Source organism: Pedobacter sp. KBW01 (assembly GCF_003852395.1).
Taxonomy (GTDB): domain Bacteria; phylum Bacteroidota; class Bacteroidia; order Sphingobacteriales; family Sphingobacteriaceae; genus Pedobacter.
In genome coordinates this window covers 181,315-200,945 of record NZ_QAJQ01000012.1, presented here as the reverse complement: position 1 = coordinate 200,945, position 19,631 = coordinate 181,315, and the positions used below count along the sequence as shown (strand labels likewise).

Here is a 19,631-nt window from a genome sequence, read left to right as displayed (position 1 = left end):
ATTTGGAACGTTGCCGTTAAGTTCATTCGATAAAATATTATCATTGTGGTTCAACACAACACAATGAACTTAAGTACTACACCAAATGGCCTGTTAAAAACCAAACAGCATTTCGAAATTTTAGATGGTCTCAGAGGACTGGCTGCGGTAGCAGTCGTCGTTTTTCATTTTATGGAGTTTGCTACTCCCGATTACAAAGACAACTTTATTGCACATGCTTACCTGGCAGTCGATTTCTTTTTCTGCCTTTCTGGTTTCGTTATTGCCTATGCTTACGATCACAAAATAGCAGATCTGGGTATTATTCCTTTCTTAAAACTCAGGTTCATCCGCCTGCATCCGCTCGTAATTATCGGTTCCGTTATTGGGGTGTTTGCCTTCATTTTCGATCCATTTAGTAATCTTCAGGCGGTTTATGGTTTTGGGCAAACCTTTATTATGTTTCTTTCTTCATGCTTTATGGTGCCTTATCCGCTGGTGCAGGAGCGTTATTTTAATCTCTTTCACCTCAATCCGCCAACCTGGTCGTTATTTTGGGAGTATATTGCCAACATTGCTTATGCGGTGCTGCTCATTAAATTGCCCAATAAGGTACTGTGGTTCCTAACCGCAATTGCTGCGGTAATGCTAGGGTTTGAGGCGCAAAAGGCAGGTTACCTCGGCGTAGGGTGGGGTGGCGATAATTTTTTAGGCGGGGGCATCAGGGTTTTGTATGCTTTCCTTGCCGGAATTTTAGTGTACCGTTCTAAATGGATTATTCGTTCAAAACTGGGTTTCGTTTCAATGGGGATTTTACTTCTGGCGGTTTTTCTTGTCCCTTTTTCCAAAGCAAATTCCATTATCGATCCGCTTCTGATAATAATTTATTTTCCTTTTCTAGTGGCCCTGGGGGCAGGCGCTACACTGCAACCAAAGCTGGCCAAAATCTGCAAATCCTCAGGCGATATTTCTTATCCGCTTTATGTAATCCATTACCCTTTTCTTTGGCTCTTTTTAAGTTATATCGAAGTGAATAAGCCCACTATGGCAACTATGCAATGGCTCATTCCTACAGGCACATTTGCACTGGTTTTGCTGGCTTATGGTATACTTGTTTTTGTCGATCTTCCTATACGGAAATACCTTAAAAGTATCATGTTTAAGAAAGCTTAAATCACCAAATATTCACCTTTTTTTAATCATCATATCGATTTCTGACTGGTAATTATTCTCTTGTTTGTATTCATCTGGTATTTTAATTAAACTTTATAATATTTTGATTATAAGAATTATAAATTGAATAGTTTTAAGCTTTTGTAATTTTAATAACGCGTTGATGCAATTAAGATAGTGACCAGTTAGATTCATTTTCTCAAACTAACGATATTAGTATTTTTAGTGGTTTAAAATTCATGAATTGGATTTGAAAGGTGGTCGTTTTCGGGAGAAAAGATTCTGATAGAAATACTATTATTTTTAGTATTTATTTTGTAGGTTTGTTTGTCCCTACAAAATAATTATGATCGAGTTAGATTATTTCTTTACGCAAAATGATGAAAAATCAGGCCATTATCAGCTTATTCAGTTTGCGCAGAACGAGCCATGGCGTTTGGTACAAGATGGAGAACTATTGGGGAGTTTAGAAAAGTGGAATGGTAAATGGCAGCAATTGAGTGGTAATCCATTATCTGATGCCTTGTTGCAGGGTATCAGTAAAATGATCGAATCGCAGCACTATCATCAGCTGCCTGCAAAGCTCTTGTCGCGCTGGGGAAATGTAATTGCCGAAGTGGTTACTAAATCAGATCATGAGTACCTGATCATTTGTAAAGAGGCGGTGAGTTTCAGAAGTTTTGTAACCATATTCTCAAAGTTTGTTTCTACTATGCTTAATGATGAATGGCCGGTAAGTTTTAAGCTTTTTAACGCTGATTTTAGCGAAGATTTCGAACTTACCGCCCATCCTGTTAAAGCTAGTTATAGCTTCGGCTGGAAAGATTGAAGCTACCAGCCAATGCCATAATCTTCGCCATGGTTACTCGAGCCACCCCATAAACTTCCGTGTTCACGGTCAAAATAAATGGCATTAATTGGTCCACTGGTGCGATCGCCAAAACTGAGTATATACCCCATATTTTTTAAGGCCGTGCGTACTTCCTCTTTCGTATTGCTGTTGAGTAAAATTTGTCCTGCTTTTGGTGCCCTGTCTGCGGTTTTGCTTCCACCAAGCGAAAGCCACAATTGGTTAGTGTTAAAGTTAGCGGCTTCGGTCGCCTTTTGCACCGTCATGCCAAACTCTGCCATATTTAAAAAGAACTGCAACAGGTTTTGGTCTTGCGTATCGCCACCCTGTACAGCTGCCGAAACATAGGGCTTGCCGTCTTTTAAAAATAATGATGGCGATAGGGTTACCCTTGGTCGTTTGCCCGGCGCTACTACATTAAAAGGGTTTAGGGTAGAGTCTAGGACAAAGCTTTGCATACGCTGACTCATGCCAATGCCCGTATTGCCGGCAATGCAGGCAGGTAACCAGCCACCACTTGGTGTAACCGAAACCACCCAACCTTCTTTATCAGCAGCCTCAATAGAAGTAGTTCCCCTCCATAAGCGGTCTTCATATACTTCCTTTGGCGTATAGTTCCCTAAATCATGTTTCGGGGCAAAGTTGCGTTTGGTTGTATCAATTTCAAAACCACGGCTTTTTAACAGATTAAGGTAGGGGTTCTTTTGTCCCTGAAAAGGATAGGGATCTCCAGGACCAATTTTATCGTCGTTCTTTTCAAATTGAATTAACGACGCGCGCTGTTTGGCATAATCTTTACTCAATAAGCCTTTCATGGGTTCTGTAGGTGCCTGATTGGGATCACCATAGTAAAAATCACGGTCGGCAAAGGCCATATTCATCGCCTGGTAAACCGTATGGATATATTTCGGACTGTTGTAACCCATTTCTTTCAGGTTAAAATTTTCGAGGATATTTAAGGCCTGCAAAAGCATGGGTCCTTGAGTCCATTGTTGTAATTTGTACACCTCAATACCTTTGTAATTGGTAGTTAAGGGCGCTTCTTCAACGGGTTTCCATTTGGCCAGGTCTTCCATGGTAATTAAGCCGCCTTGTTCTTTGCTGCCTCTTACAAACTCACGGGCAATATCGCCTTTGTAAAAACGATCATACGCGGCCATTAAAGCTTCTTTACGGCTTTTTCCTTTTTTTAGGGCTTCTTTTTCGGCTTCAACCATTTTGGTTAAGGTGCTAAGCAGGTCTTTTTGAACAAAAATTTCTCCTCCTGCGGGTGCTTCACGTTTTTCGTCAGGATGGGTTAGAAATACTTTTTTGCTGTATGGCCAGGTTTTAATGCGTTCTTTATCGCGCTCAATGCTGTTGACTGCCTGTGCTTCAATAGCATAACCTGCCGCCATCTGCATGGATGGAGCCAATACCTGCCCTAGGCTCATGGTACCATATTGGCTCAGCATGTAAATTAATCCACCAGGTGTACCAGGTGTTGTAGCTGCCAGCGGACCATATTCAGGCGGGAAATTGTAACCTTTACTTTTGAAAAAATCGACTGTTGCACCTGTTGGCGCAATCCCCATAGCGTTAATGGCAATTACTTTACCCGTTTTAGGATTGTAGATGAGTGCTTGTGTTTCGCCTCCCCAGCTTAGCGTATCCCACATGGTGCAGGTAGCGGCCAGCATGGCGCAGGCTGCATCTACAGCATTGCCCCCTTGCTGGAAAATCATCGATCCGGCAGTTGCCGCCATCGGTTTTCCGGTAATGGCCATCCAGTTACTGCCATACAACATGGGTTTTTGGGTTTGCTGGGCTATGGTGCGTGCAGTTACCATGCCGCATAAAAGAAACAGAACAAGCTTTTTCATAAAACTAAGGTAAAAAAAGACCGATTCAAGCCTGCAAGATAATGCAAACATGTTTGTTACAATATGTGGTCAGCAGGCTGTATATCACAGACCTAAGCCGTTTAGCCCAATCCCAACGCCAAAAGAGACTATAATTTTACAAATCTAGGTTTAAAAAACAGTGAGTTTAAATAACTTTGTCCTTTCAGTTGTATTAAAAAAACGATTTAACTAGATTTAAATTTTTAAAAATCAAATGCTTTTAATAATTCTCAACAGTATCTTTTGTTTATCCTTTATAGGTTTTGCCTATGTTAACCTCAACGATGAAGATCCTTACCTGTGGGTATCTATTTACTTAAGCGCTGCAATTTGTTGTGGCTTAGCTGTTTTTGGTCTGTACTATCCATTGGTTTACTTGTTCTTAATGGCTTTTTATCTTGTTTATGCAGCTATCCTGTTTTTTGCAAAAGATGGCGTGCGCGATTGGGTGATGAAATATAAAAGGCCTAGTTTGGTAGAGAGCATGCAGGCTACAAAACCTTATATCGAACAAACCAGAGAGTTTTTTGGCTTATTGATTATTACCGGGGCACTGCTGATTGATTATCTGGTAGCCACAGGCACCATCTAAAAAGCATTGATCCTAAATTTCGTGAAGATGAAAGCATGTGATGTGGTAACAGCCAATAAACTGTTACTTGATATTATTAAAACCAACCTAACAGGCGAAGGACTGAACTGGCTTGAAGCATGGGAAACAACGCCTGATCAGATAAACGGTATTGGAAAGGCCTTTGTAATGGCCCCGCGCAAAACCGGGAAAGCTATTGTTCAGCTTTCAGCATTGCAGTTAGTGGCACTGGAAGATGCAGGATTAGCTTACTTAGCCCAATGGAGTATCGACAGGGTTTGCAGGGTTTGGTTATTGGGAAATTTACCAGCTACCGATCGGGATAAGTTATATGCTGCGATCGATCAGTTATTCTTATCTGCAGAAATGAACGAAGCTGTAGCTTTGTATTCGGCGCTTCCGTTTTTACCTTTTCCTGCAATTTGGGCAAAGCGTTGTGCCGAAGGCATCCGCAGTAATATCGGTTCGGTATTGGAGGCCATTATGGAAAACAATCCTTATCCTGCGCAATATCTCGATGAAGCAGCCTGGAACCAGCTGGTATTAAAAGCATTCTTTACCGAGAAAAATATTAACCTCATTGTTGGCTTAGATGAGAGATCCAATCTCGAACTTTCTTTAACTTTAACCGATTATGCTAAAGAACGTTGGGCTGCCAGACGTAAAGTAAATCCGCAGTTGTGGCGCCTGGTAGGTAAGTTTACCAATGAGGAGATTTTTGAAGTATTAAAAACCGGTTTACAACATTACGATCAGGTAGAACAACGCGCTATTGCACTGGCAGTTGCTGCTTCTGATTATGAACCGGCAAAAGATTATATTGATACTTTTCCCGAGCTTAAAGCCGTTTTAGCAGAAGGCAGTTTAAACTGGGATAAATTTTAACATTAGAAAGAAAAATATAGATTACATATGTGTTGCAGTAATTCAATTGAAAGAGATAAAGCGATGATGGGAGAGCCGGAAGCGTTTGATATTAGTGTGGTAAGTGGCATGAAATTCTTCGATCCACATGTTCACATGACTTCCAGAACAACCGACGATTACCAGGCGATGGCCGATGCAGGAGTAGTTGCATTAATAGAACCCGCATTTTGGCTGGGGCAGCCGCGTACGGGTCTGGATAGTTTCAGGGATTATTACAGCAGTTTAATCGGTTGGGAAAGATTTCGTTCATCGCAGTTTGGTATTAAACATTATTGCACCATTGGTTTAAACTCGAGAGAGGCCAACAACGAAAGTCTGTCGGAGCAGGTAATGGAAATTTTGCCACTGTTTATTTATAAGGAAGGTGTGGTAGGTATTGGCGAAATAGGCTTTGATGACCAAACTGCTGCAGAAGAAAAATATTACCGATTACAGTTGGAACTGGCAAAAGAAGCCGGCCTTCCGGTGCAAATCCACACGCCTCACCGCGATAAGAAAAAAGGTACGCAACGCAGCATGGATATTGCTATTGAGCACGGATTAGATCCTTACAGCATCATTATCGATCATAATAATGAAGAAACCGTAAAAGAAGTATTAGACAGAGGTTTTTTTGCTGCTTTTACAATTTATCCTTTTACCAAAATGGGTAACGAACGCATGGTCGAGATTGTAAAACAATATGGTCCTGAACGCATTATGGTTAACTCAGCTGCCGATTGGGGCATTAGCGATCCGCTGGCTGTGCCTAAAACTGCAGCTTTAATGAAAATGCGTGGTTTAAGCAACGAAGCTATCGAAATGGTAACGTACCGCAATGCGATTACAGCCTTTGCCCAAAGCGGACAGATTGATGAAGCTGATTTTAATGCGCCACAAAGTATCGATCAATCTGTAAAATTTGAAGGCAATACCATTTTACGTGGCGGACAACAACCGCGTACAGATAAATCGTCAATAATCATTAGTTAGTATCTTGGAAAAAATAATCGTTTACCTGCGCATCATGCGCCCGGCAAATGTGGTTACTTCTGTAGCCGATATTTTAGCTGGTATTGCTATTTCTGGTATTTTAACTGCGGGTTTTGCCGTTCCATGGTTATCTGTTTTTTATTTATGCGCATCTACTGCCTGCCTTTACGCAGGAGGTATTGTTTTTAACGATGTTTTTGATGCCGAACTCGATAAAATAGAACGTCCGGAAAGGGCTATTCCAAGCGGAATCATTAGCCTGCAAAATGCCACGCTTTTAGGCAGCCTGTTATTATTGGCAGCTATTGGTCTGGCTTTTTTGAACAGTGTAGATTCAGGTACGTTAGCGATTTTAGTGGCTATATTTGCTTTGCTTTACAATAAATTTGGCAAGCATCATTCGTTTTTTGGCCCTTTAAACATGGGGCTATGCCGTGGTTTTAACCTCTTGTTAGGCTTAAGTATTGTACCCGAAATGCTTTACAGTCACTATTACCTGGCCATTATTCCGGTAATTTATATTTTCTCGATCACGATGACCAGTCGTGGAGAGGTGCATGGCGGTACGGCTAAGAATTTATACCTGGCTGCTTTGTTATATGGCATCGTAATCTGTGCCATTGCTTACTTTGCTTTTATTAACGACAGGTTATGGTGGTCGCTGCTGTTTTTATTGCCTTTTGCCTTTATGATTTTTAAACCATTGTTTAAAGCCATTAAGCAACCAATTGGTAAAAACATTGGTGCAGCGGTTAAAGCTGGGGTAATATCCTTAATTTTGATGGATGCCGCCTGGGCGGTAACTTTCGATGCATTGATCCTCGCTTTTGTAATTGCGGCATTGCTACCCGTTTCGATGTGGCTCTCTAAATTATTTGCCGTAACCTGATCCGATTTAACCTGATTATCCAATTATTATGGAACATTTACAACAATCCTTTACTGTACAATACAATTATAATATTTTCTTTACCTCAGCACTTTTTGCTGTCGAAAATAAGTTATTCAGTGATTTTCTAAGCCAGCTTAATCCGGCTGTAACCATAAAAAAGATCCTTTTTGTAATTGATGAAGGGGTAGCTGAAGCGCATACAGCTTTAACTGCTGAAATAAAGCAATACTTTAATAAGTACAATCAAACGCAACTTGTTCAGGATATTATCGTAATTCCGGGTGGCGAACTGGTTAAAAATGATACCCAATATCTCGAACGGATTTTAGAAGCCATCAATACCCATGGTATCGACAGGCATTCTTTTGTAGCAGCTATTGGTGGTGGTGCCGTGCTGGATATGGTGGGTTATGCGGCAACCATTGCGCACAGGGGTATTAAACATATCCGCATTCCGAGTACAGTACTTTCTCAGAACGATTCGGGAGTTGGAGTTAAGAATGGTATCAATTATTTCAATAAGAAAAACTTTCTGGGTACTTTCTCTCCGCCTGTTGCAGTGTTTAACGACGAATTGTTTTTGAATACACTGTCTGATCGCGATTGGCGTTCGGGCATTGCCGAGGCGATTAAAGTGGCCCTGATAAAAGATTTGGAATTTTTTGAGTGGTTGGAAGCCAATGCCACAGCGCTGGCGCATCGCGATAGGGAAGCCATGAATTATCAGATCTGGAAATGTGCCAAACTACACCTGGAACACATCCGTAGTGCCGATCCTTTCGAAAACGGATCAGCTCGTCCGCTTGATTTTGGTCATTGGAGTGCACATAAACTCGAGTATTTAACCAATTTCGAAATCAGGCATGGCGAAGCAGTGGCGATGGGTATTGCATTAGATGCGGTATATTCAAACTTATCGGGTAGAATAAGTGCTGCAGATTCCCAAAGAGTTATTGCGGTAATTCAGGCTTTAGGCTTTGAATTAACGCATCCATTACTTCAGGTAGAAGGCGATAATAGCCCTATTTTACAAGGTTTAGAAGAGTTTAGAGAACACCTGGGTGGACAACTTACCATCACCTTGCTTACTGCGCTGGGTAAAGGAGAAGAAGTTCACGAAATAGATGCTGTAATCTTAAAACAAGCGGCCGAATCGTTGCAAAATCAGGCTGCTGCACATTCAACTGCTACTGCGTTATGAAACTAAGTTCAGGTCATTTAACCTTTTGTACCAATATATATGCCGGCGAAAGCTGGTCAGCACATTTTGCAGTACTGAAAGATAGCTTTCCAAAGCTAAAGGCAGCTTTATCACCCGATGAACCCATGGGCATAGGCTTGCGTCTTTCTAATCTGGCCAGCATAGAATTACTTGAAGCAGCACAGCTAACAGCATTTAAACAATGGCTGGATGCTGAGGGTGCTTATGTTTTTACCATGAACGGCTTCCCTTATGGAGGCTTTCACCATACCCGCGTTAAAGATCAGGTACATGCACCCGACTGGACTACAACAGAACGATTGGATTATACCTTACGTTTAGCTGAAATACTGGCACAACTGGTTCCGGATAATATGGATGGGGGTATTTCTACCTCGCCATTGAGTTACAAACCCTGGTTTAAAGCGGATTCGGAAAGACAGGTAGCAACAGTTAAAGCAACAAGTCATGTTTTGGCTGTAGCCCAGGCGCTGAATAAAATATACCAAAATACCGGAAAACTAATTCACCTGGATATTGAACCAGAACCAGATGGTTTTCTTGAATCTGGTCCTGAATTTATCGACTGGTATGAAAACGAACTTTTACCAGCCGGAAAAACTGCATTTGCAGCACAGGCTGGTTTAACTGCCGAAAAGGCTGTAGAAATAATTAAAACGCACATTTGCCTGTGTTACGATGTTTGTCACTTTGCCATCGGCTACGAACCGCATGCTGCAATTGTACAGGAGCTACAGGAAAAAGGTATTCAAGTTGGTAAGATTCAGATCAGTGCCGCTTTAAAGGCAAAATTGCCTGAAGCTGGTGCCGACAGAACAGCAGTATTAAATGCACTTGCTGGTTTTGATGAACCGGTTTACCTGCATCAGGTAATTGCACAAAAGAATGATGGAAGTTTAATTCGCTATCCTGATTTGTCAAATGCATTGGCCGATGCTGGCAGGCAAGAGGTACAAGAGTGGCGCGCGCATTTCCATGTGCCAATCTTTGTGGAGGAGATGGGTTTAATTCAATCTACCCAGGCCGATATCAGTGCAGTGTTAACATTACAAAAGAACAATCCTTTTACCAATCATCTCGAGGTAGAAACTTATACCTGGGAGGTACTGCCTGCACAATTGAAGGCACCTTTAAACGAATCTATTATCCGCGAACTCGATTGGGTAAAAAACACATTAGCACAGTAAAAACATGCATAAAACAGTTGTAATCGATATTGTAGGCTTATCTAAGTCAGTTATTGGCGCAAATACACCTTTCTTACAGAAATATATTGCTGAAAAACATTTAACCACAATAGCACCTTTGCTGCCTGCAGTTACTACTTCTGCACAATCGGCTTATTTGACAGGGAAATACCCTGCAGATAATGGTATTGTTGGCAATGGTTGGTACGACCATGCAGAAAGTGAAGTAAAGTTCTGGAAACAATCGAACAAACTTGTTCAGGGCGAAAAGATTTGGGATAAAGCCAAACAGGAAGATCCTAATTTTACCTGTGCCAATATGTTCTGGTGGTACAATATGTATTCGACTGTTGATTATTCGGTAACCCCGCGACCAAATTACCTGGCCGATGGACGTAAACTTCCCGATTGTTATTCGCAACCTGCTGAACTACGCGATCACTTGCAAACGAAATTAGGGCAATTCCCCTTATTCCAGTTTTGGGGGCCAGGGGCTAATATTAAATCGACCCGATGGATTGCCGATGCAGCTATGGAAACCGAAAACCTGCACACCCCAACACTAACGCTGATCTATTTGCCGCATCTGGATTACTGCTTACAGAAGTTTGGTCCGGATGAAGCTAAAATCGGTACTGAATTGCAGGAGATAGATCAGGTGGTTGCCGATTTGGTTGCTTTTTACGAAAATAAAGGTGCACGCGTAATTTTACTTTCCGAGTATGGTATTGCACCGGTAAATAACCCCATTCACCTTAACCGTTTGTTCAGGGAGAATGGTTTGATTCAAATCCGTGAAGAACGTGGTTTGGAATTGCTCGATGCTGGTGCTTCAAAAGCATTTGTAGTAGCCGACCATCAGATTGCGCACGTATACATTAATGATAAATCGGTTACCGAACAGGTAAAAGCTTTGCTTAAAAACGTTCCGGGTATAGAACTGGTTCTTGATAAAGCAGCACAACAAACGCACCACATTAACCACGAACGCTCCGGCGACCTGGTACTCATGGCCGATGAAAACAGCTGGTTTACCTATTATTTCTGGTTAGATGATGCCAAAGCTCCTGACTATGCCAGGGTGGTTGATATTCATAAAAAACCAGGTTACGATCCGGTTGAAATGTTTATGACCTCAAAATTACGTGCAGGTTATAAATTACTGAGAAAAAAGGCAGGCTTCAGGTACGTGATGGATGTGATTCCGCTGGATGCTACCTTAATTAAAGGATCGCACGGAAGGATAAACACCAAAGAAGAATTCAAGCCCGTATTGGTTACGCCTAACAAGATCGATAAAGCTTTAACGCCGGTAGATGTTTACCAGGTGATATGGGATAGTTTGACTTTGTAGGGGAGTTATTAGTATCAGGTAGTAAGTATCAAGTATTGAAGATCGATTAGACTTGCTTGAAACTCAATACTTGATACTTTTTTCCTAATTAACCGTAATCCATTTGTTCAGGCTATTATTCGCGCCCTCTACAACAATTTTATAAAAGGTAGACGAATAATCTTTCAAATCGGCAAAATAGTGCTGTTGGTTGAGATCCACAGTCGCCAGTAAATGGTAATTGTCTTTCCCACCTGTTTTAAATTCGTTCGTGGTAGCCAGCCATATTTTTACCTTTCCATTCTTTTCGAGCGCCTTCCAGCTAATATCGAGGTGTTTCTGCATAGGATTGACTTTAAGGTTAGCCAAAGAAACAGGACCGATAAATGGTATTCCATCAATTTCCTGTAAAACACTTTCGGGTAGCTGTACATGGAGGTAACGGGCTATCGAAGGCATAATATCTACCACACCCAGATCAAAATACTGCGCATAGGTATTCAGATTTTTGTAATTGCTAACCATCCAGGTAGATCTTTGCCTGTCTGATTGCCCACCATGACCACGCCCGGTTTTCTCATCGCGTCCATGATCGGTAGTGATGATAATTAACCAGTCTTCTTTAAATTTCTGCTGGCGATAGTTAATTGCATCCCAAATTTTCCCTACCTGCGCATCAAGCAGTGCTATGGCATTAGAAAACTCAGGACTATCTCCATAGCGGTGCCCCATATCGTCGGTATATTCCAGATAAATCCATGAAAGATCCGGAGCATTTTGTTGCAGGGTATGGGCAGCCTGTTTGATAACTTCTTCATCAATCTGATGCATATAAGCCGATTTTTTGTCGTGCTTAAAGCGTACAGTATCCAGTTCAAAGCCATCAAAAGCATAATCAGGCTTAAAGTTGCCGGTAGCAGCAAGTCCATCGCCAAGCAATTTCGTTCTGTTATCGGTCCAGCTCGAAAATATAGCTGTTTTTTTATAAGGATACTGGTTTTTGAACACCCTGAAAATATGCTGATAGTTGTAGTTAGGCGCCTTAATATCGTTATCAAGCACATTGTGTTTATTTACCCAGGTACCGGTAAGTAAACTGTTATAGCCTACAGCCGAGATGGTTGGTGTTTCGTTATAGGTGCCTTTATCGCCTCCCACATGCATGCGTGAGTAAGCACCTGCCGTGATGATCTTTTTAAAATTAGGCAGGTTTTCACGTTCTATCACATCTGCAGGAATGCCATCAGCGATGATGTAAACCACTTTCTGCTGACGCTGTTGTGCATTTACAATGGTTGATAAACCCATGCAGGTAGTAAAAATAACAATCTTTAAGCGCTTCATATTTTTTTAGCTTAAATGTTAAAAGGAGTGAGGATAATAGGTGTTTTCTACAGTGCCATCAGTATATAGTTTTAACATGGCGTATCCCGGAGGCGTTTCCAGATAATAACCCGGGCCAGCTGATTCGGCATCGCCTTTACCCCACCAAAAACCACTCATTGCACCATTACAACAATAAAGCACACCGTTGTATGCGGTATGATCGGAAAGGTGGTTATGGCCACTTAAACAGATTTTAACTTTATCGCGGTGTTTATAGAAAAGATCCTTTAGCTTTTTGGCATCCGAATGACCTCCACCTACCAATACCTGTGTGGTACCCAAAATAGGATAATGCGACATGATTACCGTAGGGGTAGCCGCTGGTAATTTTTCCAGCTCCTGCCGCAACCAGTTGTACTGTTCATCATCAAGTGATATTTTGCTGTTGTTACCATCCAGAATAATGAAATGCCAGTTCTTTTTCGAAAGGCTATAATAACGGTTTGGGATCTTTAAGCGTTTAACTACATAATCTTTGCCGTACATTTCATCAGTCTTTGCCGGTGCTTTCCACCAGGGATCGTGATTGCCAATACAGCTGTAAACCTCATGTTTTTCTATACCTTTAAGGCAGTCATCCCATATGGCCCATTGTTCGGTAACCTGATCGCGTACTACATTATCGTACGAGGCATCGTTAATAGAATCACCTCCGTTTAAGAAAAAATCAGGTTTATGCTTGCTGATAATCTGTTTTAAGCAACTCTTAAAACGTTCAGGAGCATTATCGCCGGGACGGATGTGTACGTCGGTAATATGTGCCACACTAAGTGCCAGTTTTTTATCCTTTTTGTTTTCGCTTACATTTTCTGTAGCAAAAGCAGGAAGACTGCCGGTTGCTAATGCACCGGCAGTCAATCCTACAGTTTTTAATAATGTTCTTCTTTTTATATCCATGGTTTTACCAGCCAAAAATCTGTTTAAGTTTAGGGTTTAGGATAACTTCTTTTTGTGGAATAGGACGGTAGTAGAATTTAGGCTCTTCAAAATTCCTGATCACACTTTCAGTTACAATGTTACCTCCGCTGTTGCCAGCTTTCAGGTACACAGTAGCATCAGTTCCAATGGTTCCGGCACGGTAATATACCAGTTTTACACCCAATGAATTTTTCTCTTTTTGTTCTTCTGCCGGAACGGTAGCAGTTCTGTCGATTAAAATAATATCATCTACACCATCGCCGGTAAGATCATATTTACCTAAGCCGGCAAAGTACATGCCTTCGGGACTTTTGGTTAATAATTTACCCGCTTTCCAACGCATCAGATCGTCATATCTTAAGTTTTCGAAAGCAAATTCTACTCTACGTTCACGCCTGATTTCGAAGATTACGCCTGCATTGGCTGTAACATTAGGGTATTGAAGCTGTAAAAAAGCATCCGGTCCCGCGTTTGCCACTCCCATGTCAAGGTTTGGCATACCCGCTCTTTTCCGCAGTAAATTTACCGATTGGTCTAAATCTGATTGTGTTAACGTTCCCAGTTCGGCAAGTGCCTCCGCATAGTTAAGCAAGATCTCTGCATAACGGTAAACCGGGAAATCGACACCATTTAAGATGTTGTTATCAGTACTGTTTACATAACCTTTTAGCTGGTGGTAACCAGTAAAGTTTTTGTTTAAACGTTGGATGTAAGGCGTTGCATCAGGTACCCTGGTCCAGCCCGGGTATACCATCGTTTGCGACATGCGGGGATCGCGGTTTTTAAACTCATCAACAAAACTCTTTTGCGCATAACCGGCTATATCAGTAAAACGCGAACCATCTTTCATCAGGTAGGTAAGCAGGAGGTCTTTGGCCGGAGCTTGCTCATAATCGCCAAATACCACCCCGTTTACGTTTTGTCCTTTACTTTTGCTCAGGTCGAAAATGTTGGCTAAAATCACTTCACTGTTTCCGGTTAAATCCTGGCTCGCGAATAAAGTTGCATAATCCTGATCAGGGCGGTTAGTGTTGTAAATGCTGAATTTTTTGGCTGCTATAATTTCGCCTGCAACCCTGGCAGCGGTTTGTAAAAATGTATTGGCAGAACCGCTAAGGTTTAATTCGCTATGGTATTTGCGATAAGTACCTTCGTATAAAGCCGCACGGGTGTATAAAGTAGCCACAGCCCATTTGCCTGGGGTACCAACAGGTACACTTTCCCTAACATTTTTATAGGCGAAATCTAAATCAGCCATAATGCTGTCGGCTATTAGCGCACGCGGATCACGAGGCTTGTAGAGTGCTTCATCCCCAGGCTCTAAAGTCCCCGAGTACCAGGGTACATCCGAAAAGCGCTTTATTTTATCGAGATAGAACTCTGCACGATAATAACGGGCAAGACCGGCATAATGGTTTTTAATCGCACCAGTAACCTGTGCTTTCTTAAAATTCTCTAAAAAGTAATTGATGTTACGCAATCTGCCCCAGCTCCAGCCGGTTGTAATGTTTTGGGCATTCGCACTACCTAACATGATGTTTTTAACCTCAACAGCGGCTGTAGTGGCTACGTTATCGGTACTCTGATCGTTCAGGTAACTGTTGCGATCGGGTTGCGATAACAAACCGTTTACATAAAGGGAAAGATCTGCTTCTGTATTAAAGAAAAGATTGGGCGAAATGGATATTTGCGGAAAGCGGTCAAGCTCGCCTTTTTTACAGGCAGCAAATGTACCGGCAAGGCCAATAAACAATATATATATGTATTTTTTCATTTTGCTATGATTTGAAATGAGGTGGATCTTAAAGGATTAAAAATCTAAGTTTAGACCAACAGCATATCTGCGTTGATATGGGTAAGCCCAGGCTGATGGGCCCTGGTTAACTGCTTCAGGATCGATAAATTTCTTGATTGTAGAGAATTCGTAAAGATTATCGGCCGTTACAAATAAGCGCAAACGGCTAATGCTTACTTTTTTAGTCCATTTAGCAGGGAAGGTATAACCCAATGATACGTTTTTGATACGCAGGTAAGCACCGTTTAACAAGTATTTGGTTTGCGGGATATCCAATCCAGCACCGTAGTTGGCATCAGCAAGCCACGATTGTAATACAGGGTATTGCGAATCGGTATTGGCATCGGCCAGGCCAGCTGCCAGATAAGCCGCCGAATGTTTTGCACGTTGCTCGGGAGAATCTGCTGCGCCACGGTAAAAATCAAGGTTCCATGGATATACGTTTGCATAAGGCTGCTGATATGGCCCCCAGAAAAGGTAGTGGTGCGGATAAAAGTCTCTTTTCAATACCCCTTGTAAGAATACCGAAATATCAAAACCGTTCCAGTCCATATTCAGGTTTGCACCAATGGTATAGCGGTCGGCACTATTACCGATTATTTTTAAATCTTTCGGATCGTTGGCGCTTAAGCCACGTTCGATTTTCTTATTGCCATCCTGATCTACATATTTTGGCCAGCCTTCTACAATAGATAATGCACCCCATGGAATAATGGCTGATTCATCTAAAGCGGCAATCTCCGCTTTACTGCGGAAAACACCATCGTTTTCCAGTCCCCATATTTCACCAAGGGTTTGTCCTTCATAGTAACGGTTTGAAAACAAGTTCTGGTCGTTTTTGAATTTGGTAATTTTGGCCTTAGAGTCGGCAAGGAATATTTTGGTTTCGAAATTGAAAGGTTTATCTGCAACAATAAATTTGTCTCTGTACGATACCGAAAGTTCCCATCCTTTGGTACGCAGATTGGCAACATTTTGACGTGGTGGTGGGGTTCCCATTACACCCGGTAGCTCCTGTCCATTAGCTAACATTCCTTTTGTATCGCGGATGTAGTAATCGAAAGTAAAGGAAAGTTTATCGTTTAGCAGCCCGATATCAGTACCCAGGTTTAGGGTCGATACCCTCTCCCAGGTATAGGTTTGCGGATCTACTTTTAATCCTGGAGCGCCATTAATGATTTGGTTTTGCCCAGCACCGCCAATCAGATAGCTTGTGGTACCTGTGGCCAACGATTGGATGTAATCAAAATCGCCTACGTTCTGGTTACCCAAATCGCCATAAGAAGCCCGCAGTTTAAAAGTGTTAAATGCTGGTGACAGTGGTTTAAAGAATTCTTCGTTACTGGCTATCCAGGCTGCAGAAGCCGATGGGAAGAATCCCCAGCGTCTTTCAACAGGGAAACGCGATGAACCATCGTATCGACCGGTAGCTTCTAATATATACCTGTTTTTATAGGTATAGTTTAACCGGCTAAATGCACTGGTGGTAGCATATGCAGAATATCCGGCAGATGCAGAAGCAGTACCGCTAGTTAGATAAAGGTATGGTAATGATGAGGAGAGGAGTGTTTCTCTTGAGGCATATACTGTAGAATAACGGTAGTTTTCACTGTTAAAACCCGCCATGGCACTAAAAAAGTGATCGCCAATTGTTTTTTTGTAGGTGGTATATAAGTTAAAAGCGTTGTAATACAAGTAGCCATTGCTTTCGCTTACCGAACCATTTCCACCTTCTTCACGGATGTCGTTCGGACCGTAACCGATTTTGTACCTTTTGGCGTCGGAATGGTTTTTCCAAAGCTCCCGTTTAAACGAAGCATCGCCATTTACCTGTAAGTCGCCATTTAAAAAGAGGGCAGTTGCACTCGTAATGTTCTGGAAACCGAACATATTCTGCAGATTGTTTCCACCATCTACCAATCTTGCTGCCAACCTCCCGGCTGATGTATTGGCCCAGGTACCATCGGGGTTTGTAGCCACATCGGTAGGCATCAGGTAATAAAGGTCGGTAATGCTTGAGTTTGGCAACGCCCGCTTGGTTTCGTAAATATTCAGGTTATTATCAATCTTAAGCCATGAAATTGGTGAGAAACCTACTTTTGATCTTAAGCCATAACGGTCCCAGTAATCGGCCGTTAATTTGTTTAAACCATTATCTTTAGCATAATCAGCCGATAGATAATAGGTTAGAGGCTTGTTATTTACAGTAGCACCGCCCGAAAAAGTAAGGGTATGGCTTTTAGATAAACTCTGATTGTTAAAAAAATAGTTGTACCAATCGTTACTACCCATATAAGCCCATTTTGTAGGGTCTTTCGGATCGAGGCGCGTATCAGCGATGGATGGGTTGTCTGATCTTTCTTTAGCCCACTTGTAGTATTCGTCAGAATAATTAACATAATCCCATGGGGTGTTATCTGTTGCTGTTTCCAGTACCCTCGAGAAAATGTAAGGGTCGGTTACAGGCTTAGGCAATAAAGTTGGTTTGGCCCATGACAGGTAAGTATTGTAGCTAATTACATTACGACCAGCAGCGCCTTGTTTGGTGGTGATTAAAATTACACCGAAAGCTGCCCTGGCACCATAAATAGCAGACGAAGCTGCATCGCGCAATACGGTAAACGACGTAATATCAGAAGGGGTTAAGCGTAACATATCGTCGTTGCTTGTAGCCGGAATACCATCAATTACAATTAATGGAGAACCACCGTTAATTGAAGTATATCCCCTGATATTGATATTGGGTAGCGAGCCTGGCGCACCACCGGCATAGGTAATGTTTAAACCCGGGCTAATTCCCTGCAAACCTTGCAGTACGTTAGTTACCGGCCTTGACTCGAGTTGCTTGCCCGAAATCTGATCGATTGCACCGGCAATGTTGATTTTTTTCTTTGTGCCAAAACCAACTACTACAACTTCATCCAGGTTAGCGTAATCGGGCATTAGGGCTACATCTATTTTTGTTTGCCCGTTTAATGCAATTTCTTGCTGTTTATAGCCAATGTAAGTGAAAACCAGAATAGCATTTGCCTTCAGGTCGTTAATTGTATAAGCACCATTGCCATTAGTAGCGAGGTGCTGATTTGTTCCTCTTACCGAAATGTTTACGGCAGGGAGGGTTTCTTTAGTCTTTGCATCAGAGACTACCCCTTTTACGGTAATACCCTGGGCAAAGGCGCTGGCCGATAAAATCAGCAGCGCAAAAATCCATAATAGTTTTTTTTTCATTTTGCTTGATAATTGTTTGGTTTAAATGTGATAGTTGTTTTTTGGCGGCCGCTAAATTGAACATATCATATTAAGGTTAAGTTAAAACTAAATTAATATATTGATTGAACATTCATTTAATTTATTTGAAAAAATAAATTTGTGGAATTCTACTACTTTGGTTAGTTTGCCCCATTAAATTAACAGCAGTATGGGAAGGAAAAGCCTAAAAGAGACAAGGCAACTGGAAATCATCAAAGTATTTTATCAAGTTGCCAAAAAGGAAGGCTACGAAAATAGCTCTATAGCCAAAATTGCCAAAGTAATGGATATTAACCCAAGTTTAATTATTCATTATTTTAAAACTAAAGAAGACCTCAGTTATGCACTGATCGACTATATTTTGGAACGATATTTACTTATTTACACCATTAAAGATAAAGGCGAACCGAAACTGGAAGACCTCCAGAAAACGGTAGAAATGTTGTTTTCTAAAAAATGGAACCTGCTTTTTGATGATGGGTTGTTTTATACTTTTTACGCGCTGGCTTTTAGGGAGAAAAAGATCAAAGCGAAATATAAATTAATACTGGACTCGTTGCGCAAAGGATTGGCAGATATGATTGAGGTTTGTAATGCAAAAGGATTAACCTCAATTAAAAATCCGCAAACTACGGCAGATCTGATTTTCGTACTGGTAGATGGGGCATACTTTTACCTCTCGTTGGAAAGCGATAAGAAAGCCTATACCGAAAGGCTTGGCTATTATAAACATAAGGCTTATCAGATTTTGGGGATAGAACAGTTAAGCCTCGTTGGTGCGCTTTCTGCTGGTTAACTGTCGGCCAAGCGCATAAACGCCAATGGTCATCCACAACAGGTTGGCCGCTGCATTAGGCAGGTCGCTCGTATCAAGTGCAGTTAGTGCCAGGCACAGGCCGCCCACAACATTAAGTAACTGAAAGGTCCACGATTCTGCTTTTATTACTTTTAAACTTAATAAGAGGTAGCCTAAAGTACAAAATAGTACTCCCAGCCAGCCTATACAGGTCATGATTAATTTTGTCATATCGCTAAAAATTGCGGCCAATATAACAAATTACCCTTAGCAGTGCAGGCTATTTAAATACATTATTGGAGAATAATGATTGTATGTTAAAATGCAGTATTCTTAAAAAACTCATCCAACTCTTTTTGCCCGATATGAAACAAAATGTTCGATATCGGGCATTTTTTGTTTTTGAATAATTTTCAAATAATTGTTTTTCAGTGTTTTAACTTTGGTATTGTGCTTGTAATGGATGTGCTAAAAATA

Annotated in this window: 16 protein-coding genes; 10 read left to right on the top strand and 6 right to left on the bottom strand. The window is 41.5% G+C overall.

What is annotated here, in order from left to right:
• Positions 1-63: 63 nt before the first annotated feature.
• Together DBR40_RS14175 and DBR40_RS14170 are read left to right on the top strand one after the other, a co-directional pair.
• Positions 64-1,152, top strand: a complete 1,089-nt coding sequence (locus DBR40_RS14175; RefSeq protein WP_124560401.1) for an acyltransferase family protein — start codon at positions 64-66, stop codon at positions 1,150-1,152.
• Between the two features lie 346 nt (positions 1,153-1,498).
• Positions 1,499-1,981, top strand: coding sequence for a hypothetical protein (locus DBR40_RS14170; protein ID WP_124560400.1), 483 nt, complete (start codon positions 1,499-1,501; stop codon positions 1,979-1,981).
• A 2-nt stretch (positions 1,982-1,983) separates the two neighbouring features.
• On the opposite strand, the gene DBR40_RS14165 is transcribed toward DBR40_RS14170, so the two are convergent.
• Positions 1,984-3,864, bottom strand: a complete 1,881-nt coding sequence (locus DBR40_RS14165; RefSeq protein ID WP_124560399.1) for a gamma-glutamyltransferase family protein — start codon at positions 3,862-3,864, stop codon at positions 1,984-1,986.
• Positions 3,865-4,099: 235 nt separating this feature from the next.
• On the opposite strand from DBR40_RS14165, the gene DBR40_RS14160 reads away from it, so the two are divergent.
• From DBR40_RS14160 to DBR40_RS14130, 7 genes are read left to right on the top strand one after another with little or no spacing between them, the layout of a single operon-like run.
• A complete protein-coding gene (locus tag DBR40_RS14160) occupies positions 4,100-4,477 on the top strand; it encodes a transmembrane 220 family protein (protein WP_124560398.1) in 378 nt (125 codons plus the stop codon).
• A gap of 27 nt (positions 4,478-4,504) precedes the next feature.
• Entirely contained in the window at positions 4,505-5,362 is an 858-nt protein-coding gene (locus DBR40_RS14155; protein ID WP_199748345.1) for an EboA domain-containing protein, read from the top strand.
• Between the two features lie 27 nt (positions 5,363-5,389).
• Positions 5,390-6,376, top strand: a complete 987-nt coding sequence (locus tag DBR40_RS14150; protein ID WP_124560397.1) for a TatD family hydrolase — start codon at positions 5,390-5,392, stop codon at positions 6,374-6,376.
• A gap of 4 nt (positions 6,377-6,380) precedes the next feature.
• Positions 6,381-7,265: a UbiA-like protein EboC gene (gene eboC, locus DBR40_RS14145; RefSeq protein ID WP_233603893.1), complete on the top strand. Its 885-nt coding sequence runs from the start codon at positions 6,381-6,383 to the stop codon at positions 7,263-7,265.
• Between the two features lie 28 nt (positions 7,266-7,293).
• On the top strand, positions 7,294-8,469 hold the full coding sequence (locus DBR40_RS14140; protein ID WP_124560396.1) for a 3-dehydroquinate synthase: 1,176 nt from the start codon (positions 7,294-7,296) through the stop codon (positions 8,467-8,469).
• The gene (gene eboE, locus DBR40_RS14135) at positions 8,466-9,677 is read left to right on the top strand and encodes a metabolite traffic protein EboE (protein WP_124560395.1); all 1,212 of its coding nucleotides are present in this window, start codon (positions 8,466-8,468) and stop codon (positions 9,675-9,677) included. Before DBR40_RS14140 ends, eboE begins: the two co-directional genes overlap by 4 nt.
• 4 nt (positions 9,678-9,681) lie before the next feature.
• On the top strand, positions 9,682-11,031 hold the full coding sequence (locus tag DBR40_RS14130) for an alkaline phosphatase family protein (protein WP_124560394.1): 1,350 nt from the start codon (positions 9,682-9,684) through the stop codon (positions 11,029-11,031).
• A gap of 84 nt (positions 11,032-11,115) precedes the next feature.
• Here DBR40_RS14130 and DBR40_RS14125 read toward each other — a convergent pair whose 3' ends face one another.
• The 4 genes from DBR40_RS14125 to DBR40_RS14110 are packed head-to-tail and all read right to left on the bottom strand — an operon-like array spanning position 11,116 to position 18,337.
• On the bottom strand, positions 11,116-12,354 hold the full coding sequence (locus tag DBR40_RS14125; RefSeq protein WP_124560393.1) for an alkaline phosphatase family protein: 1,239 nt from the start codon (positions 12,352-12,354) through the stop codon (positions 11,116-11,118).
• 18 nt (positions 12,355-12,372) lie between these two features.
• Complete coding sequence (locus DBR40_RS14120) at positions 12,373-13,293, bottom strand: metallophosphoesterase family protein (RefSeq protein WP_124560392.1); 921 nt, start codon at positions 13,291-13,293, stop codon at positions 12,373-12,375.
• Positions 13,294-13,297: 4 nt separating this feature from the next.
• Positions 13,298-15,088, bottom strand: coding sequence for a RagB/SusD family nutrient uptake outer membrane protein (locus DBR40_RS14115; RefSeq protein ID WP_124560391.1), 1,791 nt, complete (start codon positions 15,086-15,088; stop codon positions 13,298-13,300).
• 36 nt (positions 15,089-15,124) lie between these two features.
• Complete coding sequence (locus tag DBR40_RS14110) at positions 15,125-18,337, bottom strand: SusC/RagA family TonB-linked outer membrane protein (protein ID WP_124560390.1); 3,213 nt, start codon at positions 18,335-18,337, stop codon at positions 15,125-15,127.
• 190 nt (positions 18,338-18,527) lie between these two features.
• On the opposite strand from DBR40_RS14110, the gene DBR40_RS14105 reads away from it, so the two are divergent.
• Positions 18,528-19,154: a TetR family transcriptional regulator gene (locus tag DBR40_RS14105; protein ID WP_124560389.1), complete on the top strand. Its 627-nt coding sequence runs from the start codon at positions 18,528-18,530 to the stop codon at positions 19,152-19,154.
• Here DBR40_RS14105 and DBR40_RS14100 read toward each other — a convergent pair.
• On the bottom strand, positions 19,122-19,385 hold the full coding sequence (locus tag DBR40_RS14100; protein WP_124560388.1) for a CBU_0592 family membrane protein: 264 nt from the start codon (positions 19,383-19,385) through the stop codon (positions 19,122-19,124). The genes DBR40_RS14105 and DBR40_RS14100 overlap by 33 nt on opposite strands.
• Positions 19,386-19,631 lie beyond the last annotated feature (246 nt).

Coding starts and splice junctions, on each gene's coding strand:
- DBR40_RS14175 (WP_124560401.1), top strand. CDS start 64: ATGAACTTAAGTACTACACCAAATGGCCTGTTAAAAACCAAACAGCAT.
- DBR40_RS14170 (WP_124560400.1), top strand. CDS start 1,499: ATGATCGAGTTAGATTATTTCTTTACGCAAAATGATGAAAAATCAGGC.
- DBR40_RS14165 (WP_124560399.1), bottom strand. CDS start 3,864: ATGAAAAAGCTTGTTCTGTTTCTTTTATGCGGCATGGTAACTGCACGC.
- DBR40_RS14160 (WP_124560398.1), top strand. CDS start 4,100: ATGCTTTTAATAATTCTCAACAGTATCTTTTGTTTATCCTTTATAGGT.
- DBR40_RS14155 (WP_199748345.1), top strand. CDS start 4,505: ATGAAAGCATGTGATGTGGTAACAGCCAATAAACTGTTACTTGATATT.
- DBR40_RS14150 (WP_124560397.1), top strand. CDS start 5,390: ATGTGTTGCAGTAATTCAATTGAAAGAGATAAAGCGATGATGGGAGAG.
- DBR40_RS14140 (WP_124560396.1), top strand. CDS start 7,294: ATGGAACATTTACAACAATCCTTTACTGTACAATACAATTATAATATT.
- eboE (WP_124560395.1), top strand. CDS start 8,466: ATGAAACTAAGTTCAGGTCATTTAACCTTTTGTACCAATATATATGCC.
- DBR40_RS14130 (WP_124560394.1), top strand. CDS start 9,682: ATGCATAAAACAGTTGTAATCGATATTGTAGGCTTATCTAAGTCAGTT.
- DBR40_RS14125 (WP_124560393.1), bottom strand. CDS start 12,354: ATGAAGCGCTTAAAGATTGTTATTTTTACTACCTGCATGGGTTTATCA.
- DBR40_RS14120 (WP_124560392.1), bottom strand. CDS start 13,293: ATGGATATAAAAAGAAGAACATTATTAAAAACTGTAGGATTGACTGCC.
- DBR40_RS14115 (WP_124560391.1), bottom strand. CDS start 15,088: ATGAAAAAATACATATATATATTGTTTATTGGCCTTGCCGGTACATTT.
- DBR40_RS14110 (WP_124560390.1), bottom strand. CDS start 18,337: ATGAAAAAAAAACTATTATGGATTTTTGCGCTGCTGATTTTATCGGCC.
- DBR40_RS14105 (WP_124560389.1), top strand. CDS start 18,528: ATGGGAAGGAAAAGCCTAAAAGAGACAAGGCAACTGGAAATCATCAAA.
- DBR40_RS14100 (WP_124560388.1), bottom strand. CDS start 19,385: ATGACAAAATTAATCATGACCTGTATAGGCTGGCTGGGAGTACTATTT.